The 22,363-nt window shown below is 70.1% G+C and carries 23 protein-coding genes; 14 read left to right on the forward strand and 9 right to left on the reverse strand.

What is annotated here, in order from left to right:
* Nucleotides 1-114: 114 nt before the first annotated feature.
* From G3I71_RS23545 to G3I71_RS23555, 3 genes are all read right to left on the reverse strand, one after another.
* Nucleotides 115-630, reverse strand: a complete 516-nt coding sequence (locus G3I71_RS23545) for a hypothetical protein (protein WP_164316922.1) — start codon at nucleotides 628-630, stop codon at nucleotides 115-117.
* A gap of 146 nt (nucleotides 631-776) precedes the next feature.
* Complete coding sequence (locus G3I71_RS23550; protein ID WP_164316924.1) at nucleotides 777-1,325, reverse strand: sigma-70 family RNA polymerase sigma factor; 549 nt, start codon at nucleotides 1,323-1,325, stop codon at nucleotides 777-779.
* 251 nt (nucleotides 1,326-1,576) lie between these two features.
* Nucleotides 1,577-2,053 (reverse strand): universal stress protein, encoded by a 477-nt coding sequence (locus tag G3I71_RS23555; RefSeq protein WP_164316926.1) that lies wholly within the window; start codon nucleotides 2,051-2,053, stop codon nucleotides 1,577-1,579.
* Nucleotides 2,054-2,199: 146 nt separating this feature from the next.
* On the opposite strand from G3I71_RS23555, the gene G3I71_RS23560 reads away from it, so the two are divergent.
* Nucleotides 2,200-3,045, forward strand: a complete 846-nt coding sequence (locus G3I71_RS23560; protein WP_164316928.1) for a polysaccharide deacetylase family protein — start codon at nucleotides 2,200-2,202, stop codon at nucleotides 3,043-3,045.
* Between the two features lie 45 nt (nucleotides 3,046-3,090).
* On the opposite strand, the gene G3I71_RS23565 is transcribed toward G3I71_RS23560, so the two are convergent.
* Entirely contained in the window at nucleotides 3,091-3,753 is a 663-nt protein-coding gene (locus G3I71_RS23565; protein WP_164316930.1) for a class F sortase, read from the reverse strand.
* 342 nt (nucleotides 3,754-4,095) lie between these two features.
* Between G3I71_RS23565 and G3I71_RS23570 the strand changes: the two genes are divergently transcribed.
* Nucleotides 4,096-4,581, forward strand: a complete 486-nt coding sequence (locus G3I71_RS23570) for a hypothetical protein (protein WP_164316931.1) — start codon at nucleotides 4,096-4,098, stop codon at nucleotides 4,579-4,581.
* Between the two features lie 95 nt (nucleotides 4,582-4,676).
* On the opposite strand, the gene G3I71_RS23575 is transcribed toward G3I71_RS23570, so the two are convergent.
* The 3 genes from G3I71_RS23575 to G3I71_RS23585 all read right to left on the reverse strand — a co-directional run bounded on the left by G3I71_RS23575 (nucleotide 4,677) and on the right by G3I71_RS23585 (nucleotide 7,012).
* Nucleotides 4,677-5,201 (reverse strand): hypothetical protein, encoded by a 525-nt coding sequence (locus G3I71_RS23575; protein ID WP_164316933.1) that lies wholly within the window; start codon nucleotides 5,199-5,201, stop codon nucleotides 4,677-4,679.
* A gap of 281 nt (nucleotides 5,202-5,482) precedes the next feature.
* Nucleotides 5,483-6,247, reverse strand: coding sequence for a DUF4239 domain-containing protein (locus G3I71_RS23580; RefSeq protein ID WP_203731108.1), 765 nt, complete (start codon nucleotides 6,245-6,247; stop codon nucleotides 5,483-5,485).
* An 18-nt stretch (nucleotides 6,248-6,265) separates the two neighbouring features.
* Nucleotides 6,266-7,012, reverse strand: coding sequence for a hypothetical protein (locus G3I71_RS23585; RefSeq protein ID WP_343243055.1), 747 nt, complete (start codon nucleotides 7,010-7,012; stop codon nucleotides 6,266-6,268).
* A 290-nt stretch (nucleotides 7,013-7,302) separates the two neighbouring features.
* On the opposite strand from G3I71_RS23585, the gene G3I71_RS23590 reads away from it, so the two are divergent.
* The 3 genes from G3I71_RS23590 to G3I71_RS23600 all read left to right on the forward strand — a co-directional run bounded on the left by G3I71_RS23590 (nucleotide 7,303) and on the right by G3I71_RS23600 (nucleotide 11,620).
* The gene (locus G3I71_RS23590) at nucleotides 7,303-8,283 is read left to right on the forward strand and encodes an SCO0930 family lipoprotein (protein WP_164316937.1); all 981 of its coding nucleotides are present in this window, start codon (nucleotides 7,303-7,305) and stop codon (nucleotides 8,281-8,283) included.
* A 383-nt stretch (nucleotides 8,284-8,666) separates the two neighbouring features.
* Entirely contained in the window at nucleotides 8,667-9,479 is an 813-nt protein-coding gene (locus G3I71_RS23595) for an SAM-dependent methyltransferase (protein ID WP_164316939.1), read from the forward strand.
* The gene (locus G3I71_RS23600) at nucleotides 9,476-11,620 is read left to right on the forward strand and encodes an EAL domain-containing protein (protein WP_164316941.1); all 2,145 of its coding nucleotides are present in this window, start codon (nucleotides 9,476-9,478) and stop codon (nucleotides 11,618-11,620) included. Before G3I71_RS23595 ends, G3I71_RS23600 begins: the two co-directional genes overlap by 4 nt.
* 90 nt (nucleotides 11,621-11,710) lie before the next feature.
* On the opposite strand, the gene G3I71_RS23605 is transcribed toward G3I71_RS23600, so the two are convergent.
* Nucleotides 11,711-12,595, reverse strand: a complete 885-nt coding sequence (locus G3I71_RS23605) for a LysR family transcriptional regulator (RefSeq protein WP_164316943.1) — start codon at nucleotides 12,593-12,595, stop codon at nucleotides 11,711-11,713.
* A gap of 131 nt (nucleotides 12,596-12,726) precedes the next feature.
* On the opposite strand from G3I71_RS23605, the gene G3I71_RS23610 reads away from it, so the two are divergent.
* The 8 genes from G3I71_RS23610 to G3I71_RS23645 all read left to right on the forward strand — a co-directional run bounded on the left by G3I71_RS23610 (nucleotide 12,727) and on the right by G3I71_RS23645 (nucleotide 20,639).
* Nucleotides 12,727-13,398 (forward strand): succinate dehydrogenase, encoded by a 672-nt coding sequence (locus tag G3I71_RS23610; RefSeq protein WP_164316945.1) that lies wholly within the window; start codon nucleotides 12,727-12,729, stop codon nucleotides 13,396-13,398.
* On the forward strand, nucleotides 13,399-15,360 hold the full coding sequence (locus G3I71_RS23615; protein WP_164316947.1) for a fumarate reductase/succinate dehydrogenase flavoprotein subunit: 1,962 nt from the start codon (nucleotides 13,399-13,401) through the stop codon (nucleotides 15,358-15,360).
* Nucleotides 15,357-16,106, forward strand: coding sequence for a succinate dehydrogenase/fumarate reductase iron-sulfur subunit (locus G3I71_RS23620; protein ID WP_164316950.1), 750 nt, complete (start codon nucleotides 15,357-15,359; stop codon nucleotides 16,104-16,106). Before G3I71_RS23615 ends, G3I71_RS23620 begins: the two co-directional genes overlap by 4 nt.
* Before the next feature lie 218 nt (nucleotides 16,107-16,324).
* Nucleotides 16,325-17,098 (forward strand): GNAT family N-acetyltransferase, encoded by a 774-nt coding sequence (locus tag G3I71_RS23625; protein WP_164316952.1) that lies wholly within the window; start codon nucleotides 16,325-16,327, stop codon nucleotides 17,096-17,098.
* Nucleotides 17,098-17,934: a 1-acyl-sn-glycerol-3-phosphate acyltransferase gene (locus G3I71_RS23630; protein ID WP_164316954.1), complete on the forward strand. Its 837-nt coding sequence runs from the start codon at nucleotides 17,098-17,100 to the stop codon at nucleotides 17,932-17,934. The genes G3I71_RS23625 and G3I71_RS23630 overlap by 1 nt, the downstream gene beginning before the upstream one ends.
* Nucleotides 17,935-17,990: 56 nt before the next feature.
* On the forward strand, nucleotides 17,991-18,230 hold the full coding sequence (locus G3I71_RS23635) for a hypothetical protein (RefSeq protein WP_164316955.1): 240 nt from the start codon (nucleotides 17,991-17,993) through the stop codon (nucleotides 18,228-18,230).
* A 472-nt stretch (nucleotides 18,231-18,702) separates the two neighbouring features.
* Nucleotides 18,703-20,235, forward strand: a complete 1,533-nt coding sequence (locus G3I71_RS23640; RefSeq protein ID WP_164316957.1) for a hypothetical protein — start codon at nucleotides 18,703-18,705, stop codon at nucleotides 20,233-20,235.
* On the forward strand, nucleotides 20,232-20,639 hold the full coding sequence (locus tag G3I71_RS23645) for a hypothetical protein (protein WP_164316959.1): 408 nt from the start codon (nucleotides 20,232-20,234) through the stop codon (nucleotides 20,637-20,639). Before G3I71_RS23640 ends, G3I71_RS23645 begins: the two co-directional genes overlap by 4 nt.
* A 19-nt stretch (nucleotides 20,640-20,658) precedes the next feature.
* Here G3I71_RS23645 and G3I71_RS23650 read toward each other — a convergent pair whose 3' ends face one another.
* Nucleotides 20,659-21,660 (reverse strand): LLM class flavin-dependent oxidoreductase, encoded by a 1,002-nt coding sequence (locus G3I71_RS23650; protein ID WP_343243059.1) that lies wholly within the window; start codon nucleotides 21,658-21,660, stop codon nucleotides 20,659-20,661.
* Nucleotides 21,661-21,811: 151 nt separating this feature from the next.
* Between G3I71_RS23650 and G3I71_RS23655 the strand changes: the two genes are divergently transcribed.
* Entirely contained in the window at nucleotides 21,812-22,342 is a 531-nt protein-coding gene (locus G3I71_RS23655; protein ID WP_203731110.1) for a DinB family protein, read from the forward strand.
* Nucleotides 22,343-22,363: the final 21 nt, after the last annotated feature.

Here is a 22,363-nt window from a genome sequence, read left to right on the forward strand (position 1 = left end):
GGTGGGGTGTTGTTGCTACCACCGGTACGCACCGGACAGCGGAATCACTCAAGCCCCATACCGAATCGAGACCAAAGGTGTTCGGAGCGGAGTGGACCGCGGATTGGTCGGATTCTAGAAAAGATGGATCGCCAGATGCCCGAGAGGCAGTCCCAGCCGCCAGGCCGGGGTCCACACCTTCGGTCCGTCGTCCTCACCGAGCACGGGCCCGCCTCCCGGTACGGCGTCCAGGTCCGGGGCGAGCAGCTCGGTCTCCTCCAGCCAGCGCCAGGCGGCAGCGGCCATGTCCAAGTCCGGTGCCGGCGCCCTCGATTCGAGTGCGTCGGCCGCCAACCTTGAAATACGTGTCCGGACCCAGTCCTGCCAGGGCTGGTCGTACGCCGTCAGCGAAAGCCATTTCTCCAGTTGGGTGATGACCCGGATGCCCGAGAGTTCACCGCTGGTGTCGGACAGGAAGATGGTGAGTGCCAGCGCGTCCCGACCCGCGCGGAACTCGAAGGACGTGGGCGGCATCAGGTCGCCCGTCCGCAACAGTTCGTCGGCGATGTACTCGGCGTACAACCAGGCCATGGGGACGGTGAGTTCGCCCCCGCCGGTGCCGTCGGTGCTCTCTTGACCTCTGTGCAGCATCCCTTCCTGCCTTCCTCCGGTGCGTGCGCGTCGCCCGACCCCGGACCTCCGGGACTCGCCCGGTCCGCACACGGATGAGGACAGCTGATTGCTCAACCATGGTCCTCAGCAAGGCACTTTACCGAGGTTTGACCTGACCATTGGTTTCACCGCAGGTCGGCCGCATAACCCGGAAGGACTCGGCGCAGGGCGCGCAGCGCGTAATACGCGCGGGACTTCACCGTACCGGGCGGGATTCCGAGCGCCGTGGCGGCCTCCGCCACACTCGCCCCCTGGAAATACACCAGCACCAGGACTTCACGGTGCTCAGGAGTGAGTGTCTTCACAGCCTCCCGCACATCGAGTGCCGCCGCGGACCGTTCCGCGTGATCGGCGCACACCCGCGCGTTCTCCAGGATCGCGTCCCCGACCTCGTTGGGCCGCGCCTGCCTGGCTCGCCGCGCGTCGATGGCGAGCCGCCGTCCGACGGTCAGCAGCCACGGGCGTACGGAGTCGAAGTCGTCGGCGCGCAGCGCCTCGGGGTGCTGCCAGGCGCGTACGAGGGTCTCCTGCGCCAGGTCCTCGGCGCGCTGCCGGTCGCCGTCGCACAGGCGCAGCAGCAGGGCGAAGAGCGGTCGGCCGTGCTCGCGCTGCAGCGCGGCCAGCTCGTGCTCGGCGGTCGTCGTCCCGTGGGTGATGGTGGTTCCGGCCGTCATGGCCGTATGGCATCGCAGCGTCCTGATTCGGGACAGACCGTGGACCGGAGTGTGCGGCGGACGGTCGGACCCGTCGACGAACGGTGCGACGAACGGTCGAAGCGGCGCGTTCCTCGTCGGCCGGACGGCTCGCGGGATCGGCGCGCACGGCGGGCGGGGCGGGTGCGGTCACGCCGCTGCGCGCGGGCGGCGCCCAGGCCGCCCACCTCGCCCGCACCTCTGACACCAACGGTTGTCCGCTCCCGCTCCCGCTACGGCACGACCGTGACCGGCCAGCGGCCCGCCTTCACCAGCCGGACAGCGACCGAGCCGATGATCCGGTGGCCCGCCTGCTCGGACGTGCCGACGACCACCGCGTCCGCCTTGAGGTCGTCGGCGGCCTTCACCAGGCCCGTGTACGGGTCCCCGCGGAGGGTGTGGAACTCCCAGCGGACATCGAATATCCCCTTGACCTGCTCGGTCGACTCCCGGATCTGCGCGATGAGATCCTCCGCGATGCCGTCCGTCGCCTCCGCGACCGGCGCCCCGAACGCGGCGCCCGCCGTCAGCACCGGCTGTACGTACACCAGGGCGAGCAGCGCGTGCTGGCGCCGGGCCAGCCCCGCGGCGTAGGCGGCGGCACGGAACGAGGAGTCGGAGCCGTCGACGCCGACCACGATGACCTTCGGACCGTCCGTGCCCCGCTCGAACTGATGCCCGCCCCGGGATGAGTGCTGGTGTTCCGTCACGCTGCGAGGCTATCGGGAGCAGGGGGTCCACAGGGCACGCGGGGCGGCCGTGATCAAACCCGCGCACTGGTCCAGGCGGGTGCTTTCCTGCCGCCGCACCGGTGTCGATGCGGGGCGTCAGGACCGGACCGGGCGACTGATGAGTCATGACGAAGGATCAGTTGCTCACACGGCGCCGGGCTTTGATGATCGGCGGAGCCGCCGCCGTGGGAGCGGCCGGTACGGCCGCGCTGCTCACCGCCGGCCAGGACACGACCCCGGCCGCCCCCGCCGCCGCCCCCGCCGCGGGCCCCCCGGCGCACCGCGCGCTCAAGCCCTCCGCGTACCGCCTCGAACCCCTCACCGGTTACGGCCCTCCGCGCGCCGCCGCCCACGGACGCACCCTGGTCCGCCACGAGCCGCTGCTGCGCGTGTCCGGACGGGGCCGCACCATGGTGCTGACCTTCGACGACGGCCCGGACCCCCGCTACACCCCGGACATCCTGCGGACCCTGCGCGAGCACGACGTCCGCGCGATGTTCTTCGTGTGCGGGGAGATGGCGGTCGACAACAAGGACCTGCTCACCGAGATGACCGACGACGGGCACGTCGTCGGCAACCACACCTGGTCCCACCCGCTGCTCACCCGCCTCACGCGGTCCGAGATCCGCTCCCAGATGGAGCGCACCAGCAAGGTCGTCGAAGACGCCTGCGGTGAACCGCCCGTCTGGTTCCGCGCCCCCTACGGCGCCTGGAACCGGACCGCCTTCCAACTCGGCGCCGAACTCGGTATGGAGCCGCTCGCCTGGACCGTCGACACCCTCGACTGGATGGCCCCCGGCGCCCGCACCATCGCCGACCGGGTCGAGCGTGGCGCCGCCCCGGGTGTCGTGGTGCTCTCCCACGACGCGGGCGGCGACCGCTCGCAGAGCGTCCGGGCGCTGCGCGACTATCTGCCGGAACTGCTGGATTCCGGGTACCACATCACCGTACCGACGCGGCATTACACATAACCGAATCACCGGCAACGGGCTTTCGCCCGCCCGGTCGGGGAACGCTCAGCGAACCTCGACCAGGCGGGCGAACACCACCACGTTCCCGTTGTAGCCGTTCTGCTTGGAGAAACCGCCCCCGCAGGTGATGACCCGCAATTCGGGGGTGTTCCTGCTGCCGTAGACGCGGTCGCCGGGAAAGTTGTTCTTCTCGAAGACCTCGATGCCGTAGATCTCGAAAACGGCGATCTTTCCGTCCTGGCGCTGGACCTCGACGCGATGTCCCTTCTTGAGGGCCCCGAGTCCGTAGAACACGGCGGGGCCCTGTTTGTTGTCGACATGGCCGACGATCACCGCGGTGCCCTTCTCGCCGGGCGACACGGCACCGGTGAACCAGCCTGCCAGGTTCGGGTCCTCCGGCGGCGGGGCGTCCACCCACCCGGCCGCGTCCAGACCCACCGGCAGCACCGGCGCGTCGACCGAGATCGCCGGGATCCGCACCCGGTCGACCACGGAGTACGGCAGCGCGGCCGGGCCACTGGAGAAGGTGCCGCCGGGGAGGCGGCTTTCCGCTGCCGCCGCCGACGCGGGCTGTGGCGGACCCACGTCGAACTCTCCGGAACCGTTCCGAATGAGAGCGAGGCCGGTCAGCAGAACAAGCGCTATCACGCCCCACGGAGCGCGCTTCTTCCGCCGCTCCTCTTCTTCCGCCAGCTCGGACGCAGACATTCGTCATCCCCTCTCGACCCGGCCGTCGCCGTGTCAATCGCGCATACGAGAACGCTAAGTGCCCGGATGGAAACCGGCGACGGGGCAGCGGCGAACGGGTGGCGGACGAGTGGCGGACGTGTCGTTCGTGAGCCATCCGGGTCGGCGTCGAAAGTATTTTTCTGACGGTCCGTGACCTGCGGCAATATCTGATTGTGCGGTCTTCTGTCGGCGTGTCCTCTCACCAGGACGGACCATTCCCGAAATGCGGCTGCGCGCAAGGCATCTGAGGGTTCGTCTGGGAGGCGTTTTCTCGCCGATCGACCGGGGACGGGTCCCGGGGCGCCTTCCGCGGAGGTTCACATGCGTACAACTCGCGCCCTGGTGGTGTCTGCCGCCACGGCTGCCGCGCTGGGGCTCGCCGCCCCGGCGGCCTCGGCCTGGGACCAGCCGTCCAGCGTCACGGCCGCACCGAGCGTCATCGCCGCGGGCGGGCAGCTGGTGCTCACGGTCAACGGCTCTGCGTGCACCCGTTCCGGCACCATCAGTTCGAATGCTTTCCCGAGCACCTCGCTCTCCCCCAGGGGAACGAGCTCGTCGACGGCGACAGTGACCGTCAACTCGAATGCCGGTGCAGGCTCATACAGCGTCACCACCATTTGCGAAGGCAAGACCAACACGTTCACCAGTGTCTTCACGGTCATCGGTGGCGTCCGAGGCGGTCTCGGTGGGAGCAGTTCCGCCGGGGCCACCCCGACCGACATGGCGATCGGGGGCGGGCTGGTGACCGCCGCGCTCGTCGGCGGTGGCGTGTTCTGGATGCGCCGCCGGTCCGAGAGCCGGATCTGACGCTCTCCCCTTCGGAACGCGGTCCGCACGTCAACAGCCCTTCGCCCCGGAACCCGTCAGGGTCCGGGGCGAAGGGCTGTGCGGGTGCTGCCGGGTCAGGCGCTGTCGTCGCCGGTGCGGCGGCGCGAGAAGTGGTACGCCACGCCCAGTGACCCCGCGATGAGCGCGGCTCCGAGGCCGATCTCCTTGAGGTCGAAGCCGGCGACGCTGCCGCCCTCGCCCGCGTGCACACCCTGTTGGACAGGCAGGGGGTAGTGCGTGGGGCCGCTGGGGTGCCCGACAGCGATGGTGAGGTCCGTGTGGCCGCTCTCGCCGCCGCACGTGAACGTCACCCGGTACGCGGCCCCCGGCTTGGCGTCCCAGTCGACCTTCGCCGTCGCCGACGAGTGCCCCTTGGGGATGGTGACCGGATCGAAGACACCGGAGGACACCCGGGTGTCGTCGTCGCAGCTGTCCACGCGCAGGGTGACCTGTCCGCCAGCCGCGATGGTCGAGGGCACGACGCTGAAGCCGAACGACGTGACGCTGTTGTTCGTGACGGCCGCTTGAGCGGCGGGCGCGGTGCAGACGAGGGCGGTGACGCCCAGCAGTGCGGCCGAGGCGACGCGTATCGCGTGCATATGAGTCCTCCGGGTCCCCGAGGAGCAGCTGCGGACCTTTTCCGCTCGCGCCGTACCGGTCGCGCCAGAAATGCACCTCGATGACCGAAACGCTAGGAACACACGTGCGTACGCGCGATCGGTGTCGTGCGAATGGGGCACGGATGTGGGCCGCTCAGGGGATCTCGTTGAGCAAGCCGGGGGACACGCGCGTGTGGCGGGTGTCCCCCGTGGACGCGGCCGGTGAGGAACCGTCAGCCGGTCCCTGCCGGTCCCGCCGGTCCCCGCCGGACCGCGGTCGGTCAGCGGCCCGCGCCCGGAAAGAGCATCAGGAACGGATCGGCCGTGGCCGTGATGCCACGGCTGTAGGGCGCGTCGAAGTCCCAGATCAGGAAGAGCAGGAAGGCGATCAGGGTCGAGAAGAGCCCGGCGAGGATCAGTTCGCGGGGCGTGCGGCGGATCTGGAGGGCGAAGATCATGCCGACCGTGATCATGCCCCCCGCGATCAGACCGAACCACACGACGCTGGGCATGGTCGGCCCGGTCGAGTCGGCGCGGGCCGTGCGTGCCTGGTCCGCCGTGGTCACCTGGTCGAGGAGCGGCTGGTAGGCCTGTGCCTCGAAGTCCGTCGCCGGCTCGTAGTCGGTGACGTCGACGCGGACGCGCTGCAGCAACTGGTCGCCGCGCTTGGTGACCCGGCCGTGGTCGGCCATCTCCTGCCACTCGGTTTTGACGACGTGTCCGACATAGGCGTTGACGTCGTCCCGAATGCGGTCACGGACGTCCGGCGGATAGACCCGGACCCGCTCCGAGATCTCGTGCAGTGCGTGGGCCTCGGTCCCGACGTGGTCCTGGGCGACGCCACGCGCCTCCCAGACGCCGGCGATGGCCAGACCCAGCACGATGGCGTACACCACGCCGATCCACATCGTCATGTACTCGATCACGTCCGGGGTATCGGACGGATCCTCGTCCTCCGGGGCCCTGCGGTCCCGTACGAAGGTGATGAGGATGACGACCGCGCACGCGGCCGCGATCGCGACGGCGAGAACAAGCCATTCCGACAAGGGGATGCCTCCAAGGGGTCAGCGCGGACGCAGTGCGGCGACGGCGATCACGGCGGGCACGGTGATGAGCAGGGTGAACGAGACCAGCGACGGGCCGCTGCGGACGGTCCGTTTGCGGGCGGACACGTGGTACGGCGGATAACTGACCGGAGCCGGGATCGGTGACGCGGTCGGGCTCGGGCTCCGGTACGGGGTGCGCGCCGGCGCGGGCGCGGGTGTGGGCTGCGGCGGGCTCGGGGTCGGCCGCGGGGCCGGGGCGGGCGGGGCGGCCGGTGGCTTCGGTGCCGGCGTCGCCTTCCGCGGGGGAGTGGGCTTCGGGGGCGGGGTCGGGGTGGGCCTCGGGTTCGGTGGTGGCGGCGGTTCTGGCGTGGGCGTGGGCGTGGGTGTCGGTGGGGGAGTCGGCGTAGGTGTGGGTGTCGGGGTGGGCGTCGGTGTGGGGCAGGGGGGCGGCGGTGTCGGGCTCGGACACCAGGAGTCGGTGCCGACGACGACGGCCGTACCGTTGCCGGTGACGGCCGTTCCGCCGTTGCCCGTGCTGACCGACCAGCCGTGTCCGGTGGCGGACGGCACGCCGGTGCCGACCGTGACCGTGGCGCCGGGTCCGGTGACTGTCACCGAGGTGCCGTTGCCCGAGCCGGTGGCGACGGAGACGCAGGTCGCCGCGTCGGCTGTGCTGACCGGCACGCCGATGAGCAGCCAGGTCAGGGCCAGTGGCGCCAATACCCGTATGGCGAGGGCGAATCGGGTCAGTGTGGGTCCATACACGACGAAGATCATGTGTGCTGAGCGCTCCCGCGCGCGCGGGAGCGCGAGGGATTGCCCCGAACGAGTGACGCATGTCGTGCAGCGGTTTGGATCACGCGTTCTAGGTGCGGCCGGTGATCGTCCTCATGTGCGAGGTGCTGCGGGTGGGGCTGGCGGGACGGGTGTGGCCACAGACTTCGGAAAGAATTTTGTGCGGTGGTTGAACACAGTGACCATCCCCGCCCGTACCTAGGACCGTGCGGCGGCCCAGCAGGGCGTCGCAACACCCTAATGATTACGGGGAGTACGTAATGAAGACCTCCTGGCGGAGCGCCTCACTCGTAGCGTCAGCTGCGGCCGTCCTGGCGCTGACGACGGCGTGCGGTCAGGACAAGGCCACCGACACAAGCAGCCAGAACGTCGGCGCAGCGGCTCCGGCCGCCGGTGGATACGGGTCCGTGGCCGGCACGAGCACGGCAGGCACCGGTACGGGTACGGACACTGGTACCGACACCGGTACGGCGGCCAACGGGGAGCAGGCCGCCGCCGGTAGCTCGGCCGCCGCAGGCCAGTTGAACGTGGTCACCAACGCACAGGTCGGAAAGGTGCTGGCCAGCAACAGTGGCCGTACGCTCTACCGTTTCGACCAGGACACGGCCGAACCGCCGAAGTCCAACTGTGACGGCGACTGCGCCACCGCCTGGCCGCCGGTTCCGGCGGACGATGTCACGGCCGGTGTCGGAATCGATGCCGCGCTCCTCGGCGAGGTGACCCGTTCCGACGGCACCAAGCAGCTCACCGTCGGCGGCTGGGCGGCCTACTACTACGCCAAGGACACCGCGCCCGGTGACATCAAGGGCCAGGGTGTGGGCGGCAAGTGGTACGGCCTCGCTCCCGACGGCAAGAAGGCCACGCTGGCTGCACTGCCCGGCCTGTCCACCCGCAACGACCCCAAGCTCGGGACGATCGTCGTCGACAAGAACGGCATGACGGTCTACCGCTTCCTGAAGGACGAGGCCTGGCCCAAGCCGGTGTCCGCCTGTGTCGGCGCCTGCCTGGACAAGTGGCCGGTCGTCGAGCCGGTCGCCTTCAAGAACACCAAGGGCATCAAGGAGAAGGGCTACATGAACTTCACCCGGCCCGACGGCGCCGAGCAGCAGACGCTCAACTGCTCGCCCATCTACACCTTCATCAACGACAAGAAGGCCGGCGACACCAACGGCCAGGGCGTCGGCGGCACCTGGTACGCCGTGGCCCCCGACGGCAAGCTGGTCGGCGCGCCGAACCAGTAACAGCCGAACAGGCAACAGGGGAGACCGACTTCTCCGGGCCTGCTCCCTCCGCCCCGCACAGTCCGTGCGGGGCGGAGGGAGCAGGCCGCTTCGGCATGTCCGGAACTCGTCGGTAGGCAGGGCGATTTGCCGGTGAATCGTCCCCGACTCGCCGCATTCCCGCCAGGAGCCGACGGCGACACTTCGTAACCCTTGAGAAGTCTTTGGAATGCTCCGGATACTTTTCGGAGGAAGTTCGCGATACGTCAATTCGGCACGTGCCGCGGGCGGTGACCGGGAACGGATGGTCAATTTCCGTTTAGGCTCGCCCCTTTGGCAGGCGATCAGTAACCTCAGCTCGAACACTCGAGCGCCACGCCTGCCAACTCCTGGGAGAGAGATAGATGGAGCGTCCTGCCTGGGCCCCCCGGGGCATCGACATCTCGGTGCCGAGCGTTTCCCGGATCTACGACTTCTACCTGGGCGGATCGCACAACTTCGAGGTCGACCGTGAAGCGGCCCGCAGGGCCATGGAGTTCATGCCGGGACTTCCGAAGATCATGCAGGCGAACCGCGCCTTCATGCGCAGGGCCGTCCGCTTCGCCGCCGCCGAGGGCATCACCCAGTTCCTCGACATCGGTTCCGGCATTCCCACCTTCGGCAGCGTCCACGAAGTGGCCCGGGCGGTCAGCCCCGAGGCGCGGGTGATGTACGTCGACCACGACCCGGTTGCCGTCGCACACAGTCAGGCGGTTCTGGCCGGTGACCAGCACGCGGACGTCCTCGCGGCCGATCTGCGCAAGCCCCGGGAGATCCTGGACAGCCCCCAGGTGCGGGCCCTGATCGACCAGAACCGGCCAGTGGCCCTGCTTCTCGTTGCCATACTGCATTTCGTGGAAGACACGGACGACCCGTACGCGGCGGTCGCCGAGCTGCGCGACGCGCTCGCGCCCGGCAGCCTGCTCGTCCTGACGCATGCCTCGTACGAGGGAATCCCGCTGTCGCCGGAGCGGGCCGAGGGCACGGTCGACGTATACAAGGGCATTCGCAACCCACTGGTCATGCGCTCGCGCGAAGCGGTCGCGCGGTTCTTCGAGGGGTACGACATGGTGGAACCGGGACTGGTGCCCATGCCGCAGTGGCGGCCGGAGACGGCACCGGAGGACGAGGACGCGTACTCCTTCTCCGGATTCGCCGGCGTGGGGCGCAAGGCGTGACCGCCGAGCCGGACGGCCCTCAGGACAGACTCCGCAGGTTCGCGACCATCTGGAGCCGGGCGGTCTACCAGGTGACTTCCACATCAGTCACCCGAGTGGAGTTCGAGGGGCAACTCCTGCCGCTCGCCGGGCGGTTGAGCGAGGCGTTGCTGGCCAGGACCTTCGACGCCGAGGAGGGCCGGGCGGTCGGTGCCGCGTTGGTCTCCGCGCACTGCACCGACCCCGAGGCGCTCAGCCGCTCGCTCGACTGCGTGGACGCCTATCTGGTGCTGTACTGCGGCGAGGACGGCCCGCAGGAGGACCTGCGCGCCCGTTCGGCGAGGCTCCAGCACGCCATGGCCGCCGGATACGCCGGCGCGCTGCGCGACCGGACACTGGCCGAGCAGGAGGCGATCGCATGGGCCGCGCAGAGCGCGCGCAGCGCGGTCGCCGAGGCGCTGCACGACAGTGAGGCCCGCTTCCGGGCAGTCTTCGAGGGCGCGGCCATAGGGATCGGCATCGCCGACCTCGACGGGAACATCCTCCAGATCAACGGCGCCCTGCAACGCATGTTCGGCGGCTCGGAGCAGACCGTACGGGGCCGCAGGGTCACGGACTGGACCCACCCGGACGACGCCCCGCAGGTCTGGCGGCTGTACGACGAACTCGTCCGCGGCGATCGTGAGCACTACCACGTCGAGAAGGCGTTCTACCGCCCCGACGGAACGGTCCTGTGGACCAACCTCACGGTCTCCCTGCTGCGCGACGCCGACGGCCGGCCGCAGTACCAGCTGGCCCTGATGGAGGACACCACCGAGCGCCGGCTCCTCAACCTCCGGCTGCGGTACGAGGCCACGCACGATGCGCTCACCGGGCTGCCCAACCGCACACTGTTCTTCGAACGCCTGGAGAAGGCGCTGTCGGCGGGCGATGGCCAGCGTTTCGGCCTGTGCTACCTCGACCTCGACGGCTTCAAGACCATCAACGACAGCCTCGGCCACGCGGCCGGCGACCGGCTGCTCGTCGAGGTCGCCGACCGGCTGCAGTCCTGCGCGACCGCGCCGGGCGAGATGGTGGCCCGGCTCGGCGGTGACGAGTTCGTGGCGCTGACCACCGGCCCCGACACCGAACGCGAGGTCGACGAACTCGCCAACCGCATCATGAACGCGATGATCGCACCGGTCAGCGTCGACGGCCGGGAGCTGACCGTGCGCGGCAGCATCGGCATCGTGGAGGGCCCGGCGGGTGAGCGTGGCCCGGCGGAAGTACTGCGCAGCGCCGACATCACGATGTACCGGGCCAAGTCGGCGGGCGGCAACCGTTTCGAACTGGCCGATCCCGAGGCCGACCTGCGGGCGATCACCCGCCACGGGCTCACCACGGCGCTGCCGGCCGCCCTGGACCGGAAAGAGTTCTTCATCGAGTACCAGCCGCTGGTGAACCTGGGCGACGGCAGTGTCCGCGGCGCCGAGGCTCTGGTGCGCTGGCTGCATCCGCAGCACGGCGTCCTCGGCCCCGACCGCTTCATCCCGCTCGCCGAACACACCGGCCTGATCGTCCCGCTCGGCCGCTGGGTCCTGGAACAGTCGGTGCGCCAGGCCCGTGACTGGCAGGACCAGTTCGGGGGACACCCGGCCGGCGGCCCGCTGTGCATCAACGTCAACCTGTCCCCGTGCCAGCTCACCCATCCCGGCCTGGTGCAGGACACCGTCGACATCCTGGAACGCGCGGGCCTCGAACCCGAGGCCCTGTGCCTGGAGGTGACGGAGTCGGCGTTGATCGGCGCCGACGACGACCTCCTCAAACCCCTGCGTCGCCTTGCCGAGATGGGCGTCGACATCGCGCTGGACGACTTCGGCACCGGCTACTCGAACCTCGCCAACCTGCGCCGCCTCCCGGTGAGCATCCTCAAGCTCGACCGCTCCTTCACCCAGGGGATGCAGCAGTTCCCGGCGGACCCCGTAGACCTCAAGATCGTCGAGGGAATCGTCTCCCTCGCCCACAGCCTGAACCTCACGGTCACGGTCGAGGGCGTCGAGACGGGCGCCCAGGCGGAGCAGCTCCGCATACTCGGCTGCGACACGGCCCAGGGCTGGTACTACGCCCGCCCCGGCCCCCCGGACCGCCTGCACGACCTGGTTCTGGCGGACGCGGCGGGGTGACCCCACCCAGGGGCGCGGGGAACTGCGTGACCAGCCATGTACTACCTGAGCTGTGTCCACAACCCTCGCGCCCCGGCACCACAGCGGCCCTTACCGCTCAAGCAGCATCCGCTGCAACTCCCGAGCCGCCCGTGGCGGAGCCACATCGCTCCTATGGGCCAGGGCAATCGCCCTGAACAACCCCGGCCGAGCCAACGGAGTCACCCGTAGCCCGCGCCCCGACCGGCTTGCCACCATGCGTGGTACGACGGCCACGCCCAGGCCCGCCCGCACAAACCCCAGCACCGCGTCCATCTCTCCGCCCTCCACCGCGAAGTCCGGCTCGAACCCGGCGGAGCGACACGCGGCCACGGTCAGTTCCCGCAGGTCGTAGCCGTGCCGGAACATCACCAGGCGCTCGCCCTCCAGGTCGGCGACGCGGACGGTGCGCCGGCCCCGGCCGGGCGCGGGCGCGTCCGGGGACGACACCACCACCAGGTCCTCCCGCAGGATCTCCACCGTGGTCAGAGCCGGGGACGGGGTCGGCAGCGGAAGGACGACCAGGGCCAGGTCCAGGGCGCCGCGCGCCAGCTCCCGTACGAGGTCGTGCGAGCCGCCCTCCTCGATCAGCAGCCGGATGCCGGGATAGCGGTCGTGGAAGGCGCGCAGCACGTCCGGCAGCAGACCCGTGCACAGGCTCGGCGTCGCGCCCAGCCGGATCCGCCCGGACCGGAGCTGGACCAGTTCCTGCACCTCGTGCCGGGCCGTGTCCGCGTCGGCCAGGATGCGCCGGGCCAGCGGCAGGAGCGCCTCGCCCGCGTCCGTGAGGGTGATGTTGCCGCGGGCCCGAAGGAACAGCTCGGCCCCCAACTCCCTTTCCAGCGACTTGATCTGCTGGGAGAGCGACGGCTGCGCGACATGGACGAGATCGGCGGCGCGGGTGAAGTGCCGGGTCTCGGCGACCGCCACGAAGTACTGGAGCTGCTGGAACTGCATGCGTCCAGGATAAGGCGCTCATAGGCATTGACTATGGAAACGAGCTGTTCCATGTCTTGGACCGATCAGAGTCTCTCGGCCTAGCGTCTTGACCCATGGCTCTGGCAACGCGGACGGACCGAAGGTCGTCCATGGCACGCACGGTCTGGGACAGCTCCGTCGGCAAGAAGACCGTGATGGCCGTGAGCGGTCTGATCATGCTGCTGTATCTCGTCGTCCACATGATCGGCAACCTGAAGATCTTCTTCGGGCCCGGCGAGTTCAACCACTACGCCCACTGGCTGCGCACGGTCGGCGAGCCCTTCATGCACTACGAGTGGACGCTCTGGCTCGTCCGCGTCGTGCTCGTGGCCGCCGTCGTCGCGCACGCCACCTCCGCCTACCAGCTCAGCCGACGTGACATCCGGGCCCGGCCGGGCAAGTACGTGCACAGGAAGGCACGGACGAGCTATGCGACGCGCACCATGCGCTGGGGCGGGACCATCCTCGGTCTCTTCATCGTCTGGCACGTCCTCGACCTGACCACCGGCACCGTCCACTCGGGCGGCTTCCAGCCGGGCCACCCCTACCAGAACGTCGTCGACACCTTCTCCACCTGGTACGGCAACGTCATCTACATCGTCGCGGTGCTCGCCCTCGGCCTGCACATCCGGCACGGCTTCTGGAGCGCGGCCCAGACCCTCGGCGTCGGCAGCCGCACCCGCGACCGCGCCCTCAAGACCGGCGCCGACGTCCTCGCACTGCTGCTCACGGCCGGATTCCTCGCCGTACCCGTGGGCGTCATGACCGGAGTGGTGAGCTGAATGACCGCTGAACACGCTGAATACACCGAGTTCACGACCGGTGAGCCCGTCGTCGATCACAAGGCGCCCGCCGGCCCGGTCGACGAACGCTGGGACAGGCGCCGTTTCGAGGCCAAGCTGGTCAACCCCGCGAACCGGCGGGGGCACACCGTCATCGTCGTCGGTACCGGGCTGGCAGGGGGTGCGGCGGGCGCCACGCTCGCCGAACAGGGCTACCACGTCGTCCAGTTCTGCTACCAGGACTCCCCGCGCAGGGCCCACTCGATCGCCGCCCAGGGCGGCATCAACGCGGCGAAGAACTACCGCAACGACGGCGACTCCGTGCACCGGCTGTTCTACGACACCGTCAAGGGCGGTGACTTCAGGGCGCGCGAGTCCAACGTGCACCGGCTGGCACAGATCTCCGTCGAGATCATCGACCAGTGTGTCGCCCAGGGGGTTCCCTTCGCCCGCGAGTACGGCGGACTGCTCGACACGCGTTCCTTCGGCGGCGTCCAGGTCTCGCGGACCTTCTACGCGCGCGGCCAGACCGGACAGCAACTGCTGCTCGGCGCCTACCAGGCCCTCAGTCGGCAGATCGCCGCCGGGAACATCGAGATGCACGCGCGCACCGAGATGCTCGACCTGATCGTCGTCGACGGGCGGGCCCGGGGGATCGTCGCCCGTGACCTGATCACCGGGGAGATCTCCAGCCACTTCGCGGACGCCGTCGTCCTCGCCTCCGGCGGCTACGGCAACGTCTTCCACCTCTCCACCAACGCCATGAACTCCAACGCCACCGCCGTCTGGCGCGCCCACCGGCGCGGCGCCCTCTTCGCCAACCCGTGCTTCACCCAGATCCATCCGACCTGCATCCCGCGCACCGGCGACCACCAGTCCAAGCTCACCCTGATGAGCGAGTCGCTGCGCAACGACGGCCGGATCTGGGTGCCGAAGGCCAAGGGGGACACGCGGCCCGCGAACGAGATCCCCGAGGACGAGCGCGACTACTACCTGGAGCGCATCTACCCGTCCTTCGGCAACCTGGTGCCGCGCGACATCGCCTCCCGCGCCGCCAAGAACGTCTGCGACGAGGGGCGCGGCGTCGGACCCGGCGGCCAGGGCGTCTACCTCGACTTCGCCGACGCCGTCCGGCGGATGGGGCGTGGGGCGGTCGAGGAGAAGTACGGCAACCTCTTCGACATGTACGCGCGGATCACCGCCGAGGACCCGTACACCGTCCCCATGCGGATCTATCCCGCCGTGCACTACACGATGGGCGGACTCTGGGTCGACTACGACCTCCAGACCACCGTCCCCGGCCTGTTCGCGATCGGCGAGGCCAACTTCTCCGACCACGGCGCCAACCGCCTCGGCGCGTCTGCCCTCATGCAGGGCCTGGCCGACGGCTACTTCGTCCTTCCGGCCACCATCAACGACTACCTGGCCCGCCACCCCGGCCGCGATCTCGTGGACGCGCAACACCCCGTCGTACAGGAGGTGTTGGCGGAGACCGAGGACCGGCTGAACCTCCTTCTCTCGGTCGACGGCGACCGCACCCCCGACTCCTTCCACCGTGAACTCGGCGAACTGATGTGGGAGTTGTGCGGAATGGCCCGCAGCGACAGCGGGCTGCGCAAGGCCCTGAGCCGCATCCCGCAGATCCGCGAGGAGTTCTGGCGGCGGATCAAGGTCCCGGGCACCGGCGAGGAGTTCAACCAGTCGCTGGAGAAGGCGAACCGCGTCGTCGACTACCTCGAACTCGCCGAGCTGATGTGCCTCGACGCGCTGCACCGCGCCGAGTCCTGCGGCGGCCACTTCCGCGACGAGTCCCAGACCCCGGACGGCGAGGCGGAGCGCAGGGACGACGAGTTCTCGTACGCCGCCGCCTGGGAGTTCACCGGTACGGGCGCTGCCCCCGTCCTCCACAAGGAAGACCTCGTCTTCGAGTACGTCCACCCCACCCAGCGGAGCTACGCATGAAGCTCACCCTGCGCGTCTGGCGGCAGCGCGCCGCGGACGCCGACGGCGCCATGTCCACGTACGAGGTGGACGGCGTCTCGGCCGACATGTCCTTCCTGGAGATGCTCGACACCCTCAACGAGGAACTCATCCTCAAGGGCGACGACCCGGTCGCCTTCGACCACGACTGCCGTGAGGGCATCTGCGGCGCGTGCTCGCTCGTCATCAACGGCGACGCGCACGGGCCCGAGCGCACCACCACCTGCCAGCTCCACATGCGGTCCTTCGCCGACGGCGACACCATCGACGTCGAACCGTGGCGTGCCGCAGCCTTCCCGGTGGTGAAGGATCTCGTCGTCGACCGGTCGGCCTTCGACCGGATCATCCAGGCCGGCGGCTACGTCACCGCCCCCACCGGCGCCGCCCCCGAGGCGCACGCCACCCCCGTACCGAAACCGGACGCCGACTTCGCCTTCGAGCACGCCGAGTGCATCGGCTGCGGGGCATGCGTGGCCGCCTGCCCGAACGGGGCGGCGATGCTCTTCACCTCCGCCAAGGTCAACCACCTGAACGTGCTGCCGCAGGGGGCGCCCGAGCGGGAGACCCGGGTGCTCGACATGGTCGCCCAGATGGACGAGGAGGGGTTCGGCGGCTGCACCCTCGCCGGGGAGTGCGCCACCGCCTGCCCCAAGGGCATCCCCCTCGTCTCCATCACCGGGATGAACAGGGAGTGGCTGCGGGCGACGCGCAAAGTGTCCGGACGCTGACCCCAGAACGTTCGCCGGCGAGGTGCGGACGGGCGGGACCGGAGTGGTGCTCTGCCCCGGTCCCGCCAGGCACCCCTGGCATTCAACAAGCTCACACCCCACCTCTCTTCGAGAGTCACGCGCCGGACAGCCGCGGTCGGAAGAACTGATACGGCCGGACGTAACGGGACCGGCCAGCTCACCCCTCGCCGTCCCCGGCCCGTGACCAGGAGAGAGCCATGACCGGCGTTTCCACCATCGAACGTCCTCCGCTCCCCGCCACACCCACCCGCTACACCGTCACCCTCGCCCGCGACGAGGACGACGTACGAGCCGCGCAGCGACTGCGCCACGACGTCTTCGCCGGTGAGCTCGGCGCCCTGCTGTCCTCCCCGCAGCCCGGCCTCGACATCGACCCCTTCGACGCCTACTGCGACCACCTGCTGGTCCGCGACACGTCCACCGGCCAGGTCGTCGGCACCTACCGGCTGCTGCCCCCGGAGCGGGCCGCGATCGCCGGAAGCCTGTACTCCGAGGGCGAGTTCGACATCTCCCCGCTCGACGCGATCCGCCCCGGCCTTGTCGAGGTCGGCCGCTCCTGCGTCAGCCCCGACCACCGGGACGGCGCGGTCATCGGCCTCATCTGGGCCGGGATCGCCCGCTACATGGTCGACCGGGGCCACGAATGGCTCGCCGGCTGCTGCTCCGTCCCGCTCTCCGACGGCGGCACCCTCGCCGCCGGCACCTGGGACCGCGTCCGGGCCAAGCACCTGGCCCCGGAGGAGTACCGGGTACGCCCGCTGCTGCCCTGGTCCGCCGACGGTGTGACCCGCCCGGCCGGCCGCACCGAACTGCCCCCGCTCCTGCGCGGCTACGTCCGCCTCGGCGCCTGGGTCTGCGGGGAGCCCGCCCACGACCCGGACTTCGGGGTCGCCGACCTGTACGTGCTGCTGTCGATGCGCCGGATCAACCAGCGCTATCTGCGGCACTTCCTCTCCCTCGTCCCGGCCTGATGAGCGTCTGGCTGCCCAGCGCGCCCTGCACCCCCAGGGCGTGCGTGGAGACGACGGGATCCACAACGGCCGTACCCCTGGCCGTGCTGCGACTGGTGACCGTCCTGGTCGTCCTGCTCGCCGGCATCATGCTGTGCCCCCTCGGCAGGCAGATCCCTGCCGGGTGGGTACGGCGCTGGGCCCGCACCATCGTGCGGGCCGCGGGGGTCCGGCTCCGGGTGAGCGGCCCCACCGCGCCCACCGGGGGCGTACTGCTGGTCGCCAACCACATCTCGTGGCTGGACATCCCGCTGCTGGCCGCCGTACGACCGGCGAGGATGCTCGCCAAGGCCGAGATCCGGCGGTGGCCGGTGGCGGGCGCGCTGACCGCGACCAGCGGTGCGCTGTTCATCGAGCGCGACCGGCTGCGGGCACTGCCGGGGACCGTCGCGAAGATCGCCGACGCGCTGCGCGAGGGCACGGCGGTCGTCGCCTTCCCCGAGGGCAGCACCTGGTGCGGCAAGGCCCAGGGCCACTTCCGCCGGGCGGTGTTCCAGGCCGCGCTGGACGCAGGCGTCCCCGTCCAGCCGGTGCACCTGCACTACCGGCTCACCGGGGGAGCGGCCAGCACGGCGCCCGCCTTCGTCGGCGAGGACTCGTTGCTCACGTCGGTGTGGCGGGTGGTGTCGGCGCGGGGGCTGGTGGCGGAGGTGGAGGTGCGGGACGCCATAGCGCCGGGAAGCCATCGGGACCGGCGTGCCCTGGCGCGTGCGGCGCAGCCGCAGCTGCTTGCACCACATGATCCCGCAAAGGTGCTCCGCCAGCAGCGCGGTGACCTGCGCCGCGACCTTCGGTGACGAGACACACGTGATCAGCACCGACGGCGGCGGGTTCCCGGAATGAGGTAACCGACGTGGCGGAGGACCCGCGGGCCGACCCTGGTCACCAGCCCGACTGCGATGTCCACTCGCCGCGCAGCGACACCCGACTGGAGGCCGAGGACCGACTCGCGGACATGCTGCTCCTGGGCGAACCGAACGCGGGAGACCGAGTCTGCGCAGACGCGGCGGACGCGGCGACGGAGGTGCGGGTCTGCCAAGGGGCGGAGCTGTCGAGTCGGCCTTCCGGCCGATTCGCACACGGCCGGATTTGATGCTGCGCGGATCTGGTCCAGCCGGGATTCTGTGGACTCTGTACCGGGAAGCGTCGTAGAGGACGGCCTGTGCACGTCACGGCACCCTCTTGGGGGAGGACGTCGGGTGGGAACTTCCACGCAGGAGCGGCGAGAACGCTATTTCCAAGCCATCTCGGTTCATCCGAGTGCGATATCGGCCACGACGTCCGAGGTACCCGCGGCAGAACCGGTCGAGGAGGGGGCAGAGCGCACGCCTCCCAGAGAGGCGACCAGGCGACTGTGCGCCGCCGCGCACGCTCGTCCCGATCGGCTGGAGCCGCTCGGAGCGGCTGCGCGGCACCTCACGACTCATGGATGGGGCCTCGCCTCGGTGCGCGCGCTCCTGGCCGAAGAACGTCCCCGATGGGAGCCGGAGGGCACGACCTGTCCTCCGCTGGGTGAGCCGCTCGCCAGGTGGGCGATCGGGAAAATACTTCTGTCGCGTCTACGCGTGGTGCCCTCTTACGGCTTCGATCTCGGCCCTGTCCTCGCGCACTGCCTCGCCGCACGCCGACAGTGGCGCGTGCGCCGCACGGTACTCGTGGCCGTCCTGGGCTGGATTGCGTACCGCTTCCCGCTCGGTGTGGCGCTGTGGGCGTTCACGGTCGCGCTCGCGCTGGCGGTCGCCTGGCCCCCTCGGCGCACGCTGTGGCGCGCCAGACCACGGCGCAGCCGGTTCAGCCGGACATGGGGCGGCGCGATCGCTATGGTCCTGCTTCCGTCGCTGGTGATGCTGTTCCGTCCCACGAGCCGGGTGGCGGGGGAGACCCTGGCGGCGGTCGAGTTCGCCGCGCTGGCCTACCTGGGTGTACGGATCGTGGACCGGCTCGTCGCGGTCGTCTACGCCCTGGTCTGCGACCGGGGCGGCCGCGATCCGTGGACGGGACCGAGGCTGCGGGGCCGGATCACCGCGATCGAACGCGCGCAGAACGGCAACGCTCTCCCGTATGAACTCGACGCCGGCTACTGGCGCTTTATCGGAGCCGGCAACGCCCTCTGGCGTCGGGCGACGATCAGTATCAAGCTGCAGGGCGAGAAGGACGACGAGGACGAGGAGATACGTAAGGACTACGTTTCCTTCGACACCGACGAACTGCTTACGGCCGTGAGCCAGGACCTGGAGGATCTACGGATCGCGGAGCCACCGTCCCGGCCGTTGGAGTGCGAGGTCCGCTACGTTCGGGGCGGGCCGTCCCGGCGCTGGGCCCGTCTGTCGAAGAACCCCTCCGACGCGGGCGCCGAAGGCGACGCAGGCACCGACGCCGACGAGTACGCCCAGTGGGGGCGGTCACCGGACGAGGGTGGTTCCGAGAACGTCGTCCGCCACTACCTGTCCGCGCAGGTCGAAACCTGGTCCGGACAGCTGGTCATCACCGTGCTGGCCTCGGCGGTAATCGAGGGTCAGGAACTGCACTTCGTCGTGCGCCCCCATGTCCTGCCACCGCTCTTCGACGACATCGAGGAGGCTGTGGACCCCGAGGTACTGCGCCGGATCACCACATTCGCACAGATCCCCGTACAGGCCGTAGGCGATCTCGTGGCACTTGGGCACGGATGGTGGCAATTTTTCAGGTGGTGGGCACGCGAGAGCGAGGAGACGGCGTCGGGCGAGCAGTTGGCCAAAGTCCCGAAGCGGCCGATGCCCACAAGCCTGCGAGAGCGCTACACGCCCGTCTACACGGACGACATGCACGTGTCCGAGGACGCCGTAAGGCATGTGACGATCGTTCAGTCCTCCATGTTCTCCACGGTCGAGGACTTCCTTGAACTCAAGGGAGTCGACGTCACGGAGTTCAAGCGCCAAGTGCAGAAGATCATGACGGTCATCCACGCCGGCGACAACAACATCATCCAGACGGTGACGGCCGGCCGGGACGCCCGCGACGTACGTCAGGGTGCGGACGCCGCACATGACCGACAGGCGAGTCGTCCCGCCGATCGGGACGAGAGCGACAAGGCGACAGAGAAGGGTGACGGGGAATGAACCGAAATCATCGCGAGGGCGGTTGGCGGAGCGGGGCGGGTCGCCGACAGGTCTCCTCGAACGTGAAGGCGGGCAACAACAACGTCATCCAGTCGACGACCGCGGGAGGGGACGTCAGCAACGTCAGCCAGTCGGTGTCGCCCCCGGCGGACGACACGGCGGTCGCGGAGGTCCGAGCGAGCCTCAGGGAGTTCCGGGACGTCCTGTCCCGGCTCGGCGCCGGTCAGGACCGGGACGCCGGTCTGCGCGCGGCCGACCGCATCGAAGGCGCTCTCGACAACCCCGAGGACCAGCGCGACACCATTGAGGGCGCGGCCGACACGATCGGACTCATAGGCCGGACCGTGTCGGCTCTGGCTGGCGCGGCGACCGCCGTGCAGCAGGCCGTGACGGCGCTGTTCTAAGGCCGTTCCCGCCACGCGCTCACCGGTCCACGACCCGGGCGAGCCGCCTGTACGAGTCCACCAGAGCCGCCCGGTCGTACGTGCTGGTGGTGACGAGTACTTCCTGCGCCCCCGTCTCCTTGACCACCGTCTCCAACTCGTGGGCCACCTCGTCCGCCGTACCGGCGAGCTGGCCTGCGAGCCCGGACTCGTAGAAACCCCGCTCCTTGGCGGTCATCGTGCGGGACTCGACCCGCTCGGCGGGCGGCAGCGGCGGGAAGGTGCCGTGCGTGCGGGAGTACGCCATCGACCAGGCCTCCGGGACGAGGAGTCGCCGGGCTTCCGCCGGGGTGGCGGCCACCGCGACCGTCCCCGAGACGACGACGTACGGTTCGCTCGCCCAGGCCGAGGGCCGGAAACCGGCACGGTAGGTGTCGATGCCGCGCAGCATCCGCTCACGGGAGCGCAGATCGCCGATCACCATGGGCAGGCCCGCCCGGGCGGCGATCGTGGCGCCCTCGCCCATGGCGAGCACGAAGGGCGGTACGGCGAGGCCGTCGGCGGGACGGGCGTGCACCCCCGTCGGAGAGGTGCCGGCGAACCAGCCGAGCAGCTCGTCGAGCTGGGCCGAGAAGTCGTCGGCCACGTCCTTGTCGCGGCCCAGCGCCCGGCGTACCCCGTCGGTGAAGCCGACCGAGCGGCCGAGCCCCATGTCGATCCGGCCCGGGAACAGGGACTCCAGCACCCCGAACTGCTCCGCCACGACCAGGGGTTGGTGATTCGGCAGCATGACACCGCCGGTGCCGACCCGGATCGTGCTGGTCGCGGCTGCCACCGCCGCGGCAAGCACGGTGGGCGCGGACCCGGCGACCCCGGGCACGCCGTGGTGCTCGGAGACCCAGAACCGGTGGAAGCCGAGGCGCTCGGCCTCCAGGGCCAGCGTGACCGTGTCCCGCAGGGCCTCGGCGTCCGGGCGCCCTTCCCTGGTGCGGGACCGGTCGAGCACGGAGAACCGGGTCGCGGACAGCACCGATCCCGGCACCGGCTTCGGCGCCGGTCGCCGCGACGGCTCCGGTTGATCTGCTGGGTTCGGCATGGCTGCTCCGCACGTCCTCGGCTGTGTCCCTGTCAGCGATCTCCTGGACGCCGGTATTCCTCGCGGCCCGCCGGGCACCTGTGGAAGGGTGCGGAACATGTCGACTACACCGGACGGCCGTCCCATACCTCCCGCGAACGCCGACGAACGAGCCATGCTGAGCGCCTGGCTCGACTTCCACCGCGCCACCCTCGCCCTCAAGTGCAAGGGCCTCGACGACCGGCAGATCAGGCTCGCCTCGGCGGCGCCCTCGGAGATGACGCTGCTCGGGCTCGTCCAGCACCTGGCCGAGGTGGAACGGAACTGGTTCCAGCGGGTGTTCGCGGGCCTCGACATGCCCCTCGTCTACGCTGAGGGCAAGGGCGACGGTTTCACCCTCGTCCCCGGGCGCGGGCTCGACGAGGCGCTGGCCGTCTGGCGGGCCGAGGTCGCGCGGAGCAGGGAACTGGTCGCAGCCGCTGCCTCACTGGACGAGGCCGGACGTCTGTCGGAGGCGGAGGCGGCCCTGGCCGGCACCCAGGGGCTGTCGCTGCGCTGGATCATGGTGCACATGATCGAGGAGTACGCCCGCCACAACGGCCACGCCGACCTCCTGCGCGAACTCGTCGACGGGGCCACGGGGACCTGAGCCCCGACAAGGTTCAAGTCA

The organism is Streptomyces sp. SID12501, assembly GCF_010550245.1.
In the GTDB taxonomy this organism is placed as follows: Bacteria; Actinomycetota; Actinomycetes; order Streptomycetales; family Streptomycetaceae; genus Streptomyces.

Excerpts from the sequence above, each read along its gene's own strand:
- G3I71_RS23655 (WP_203731110.1), top strand. The coding sequence starts at position 21,812 with ATGTCGACTACACCGGACGGCCGTCCCATACCTCCCGCGAACGCCGAC.
- G3I71_RS23615 (WP_164316947.1), top strand. The coding sequence starts at position 13,399 with ATGACCGCTGAACACGCTGAATACACCGAGTTCACGACCGGTGAGCCC.
- G3I71_RS23545 (WP_164316922.1), bottom strand. The coding sequence starts at position 630 with ATGCTGCACAGAGGTCAAGAGAGCACCGACGGCACCGGCGGGGGCGAA.
- G3I71_RS23570 (WP_164316931.1), top strand. The coding sequence starts at position 4,096 with ATGCGTACAACTCGCGCCCTGGTGGTGTCTGCCGCCACGGCTGCCGCG.
- G3I71_RS23625 (WP_164316952.1), top strand. The coding sequence starts at position 16,325 with ATGACCGGCGTTTCCACCATCGAACGTCCTCCGCTCCCCGCCACACCC.
- G3I71_RS23560 (WP_164316928.1), top strand. The coding sequence starts at position 2,200 with ATGACGAAGGATCAGTTGCTCACACGGCGCCGGGCTTTGATGATCGGC.
- G3I71_RS23595 (WP_164316939.1), top strand. The coding sequence starts at position 8,667 with ATGGAGCGTCCTGCCTGGGCCCCCCGGGGCATCGACATCTCGGTGCCG.
- G3I71_RS23610 (WP_164316945.1), top strand. The coding sequence starts at position 12,727 with ATGGCACGCACGGTCTGGGACAGCTCCGTCGGCAAGAAGACCGTGATG.
- G3I71_RS23590 (WP_164316937.1), top strand. The coding sequence starts at position 7,303 with ATGAAGACCTCCTGGCGGAGCGCCTCACTCGTAGCGTCAGCTGCGGCC.
- G3I71_RS23605 (WP_164316943.1), bottom strand. The coding sequence starts at position 12,595 with ATGCAGTTCCAGCAGCTCCAGTACTTCGTGGCGGTCGCCGAGACCCGG.
- G3I71_RS23630 (WP_164316954.1), top strand. The coding sequence starts at position 17,098 with ATGAGCGTCTGGCTGCCCAGCGCGCCCTGCACCCCCAGGGCGTGCGTG.
- G3I71_RS23645 (WP_164316959.1), top strand. The coding sequence starts at position 20,232 with ATGAACCGAAATCATCGCGAGGGCGGTTGGCGGAGCGGGGCGGGTCGC.
- G3I71_RS23620 (WP_164316950.1), top strand. The coding sequence starts at position 15,357 with ATGAAGCTCACCCTGCGCGTCTGGCGGCAGCGCGCCGCGGACGCCGAC.
- G3I71_RS23575 (WP_164316933.1), bottom strand. The coding sequence starts at position 5,201 with ATGCACGCGATACGCGTCGCCTCGGCCGCACTGCTGGGCGTCACCGCC.
- G3I71_RS23550 (WP_164316924.1), bottom strand. The coding sequence starts at position 1,325 with ATGACGGCCGGAACCACCATCACCCACGGGACGACGACCGCCGAGCAC.
- G3I71_RS23565 (WP_164316930.1), bottom strand. The coding sequence starts at position 3,753 with ATGTCTGCGTCCGAGCTGGCGGAAGAAGAGGAGCGGCGGAAGAAGCGC.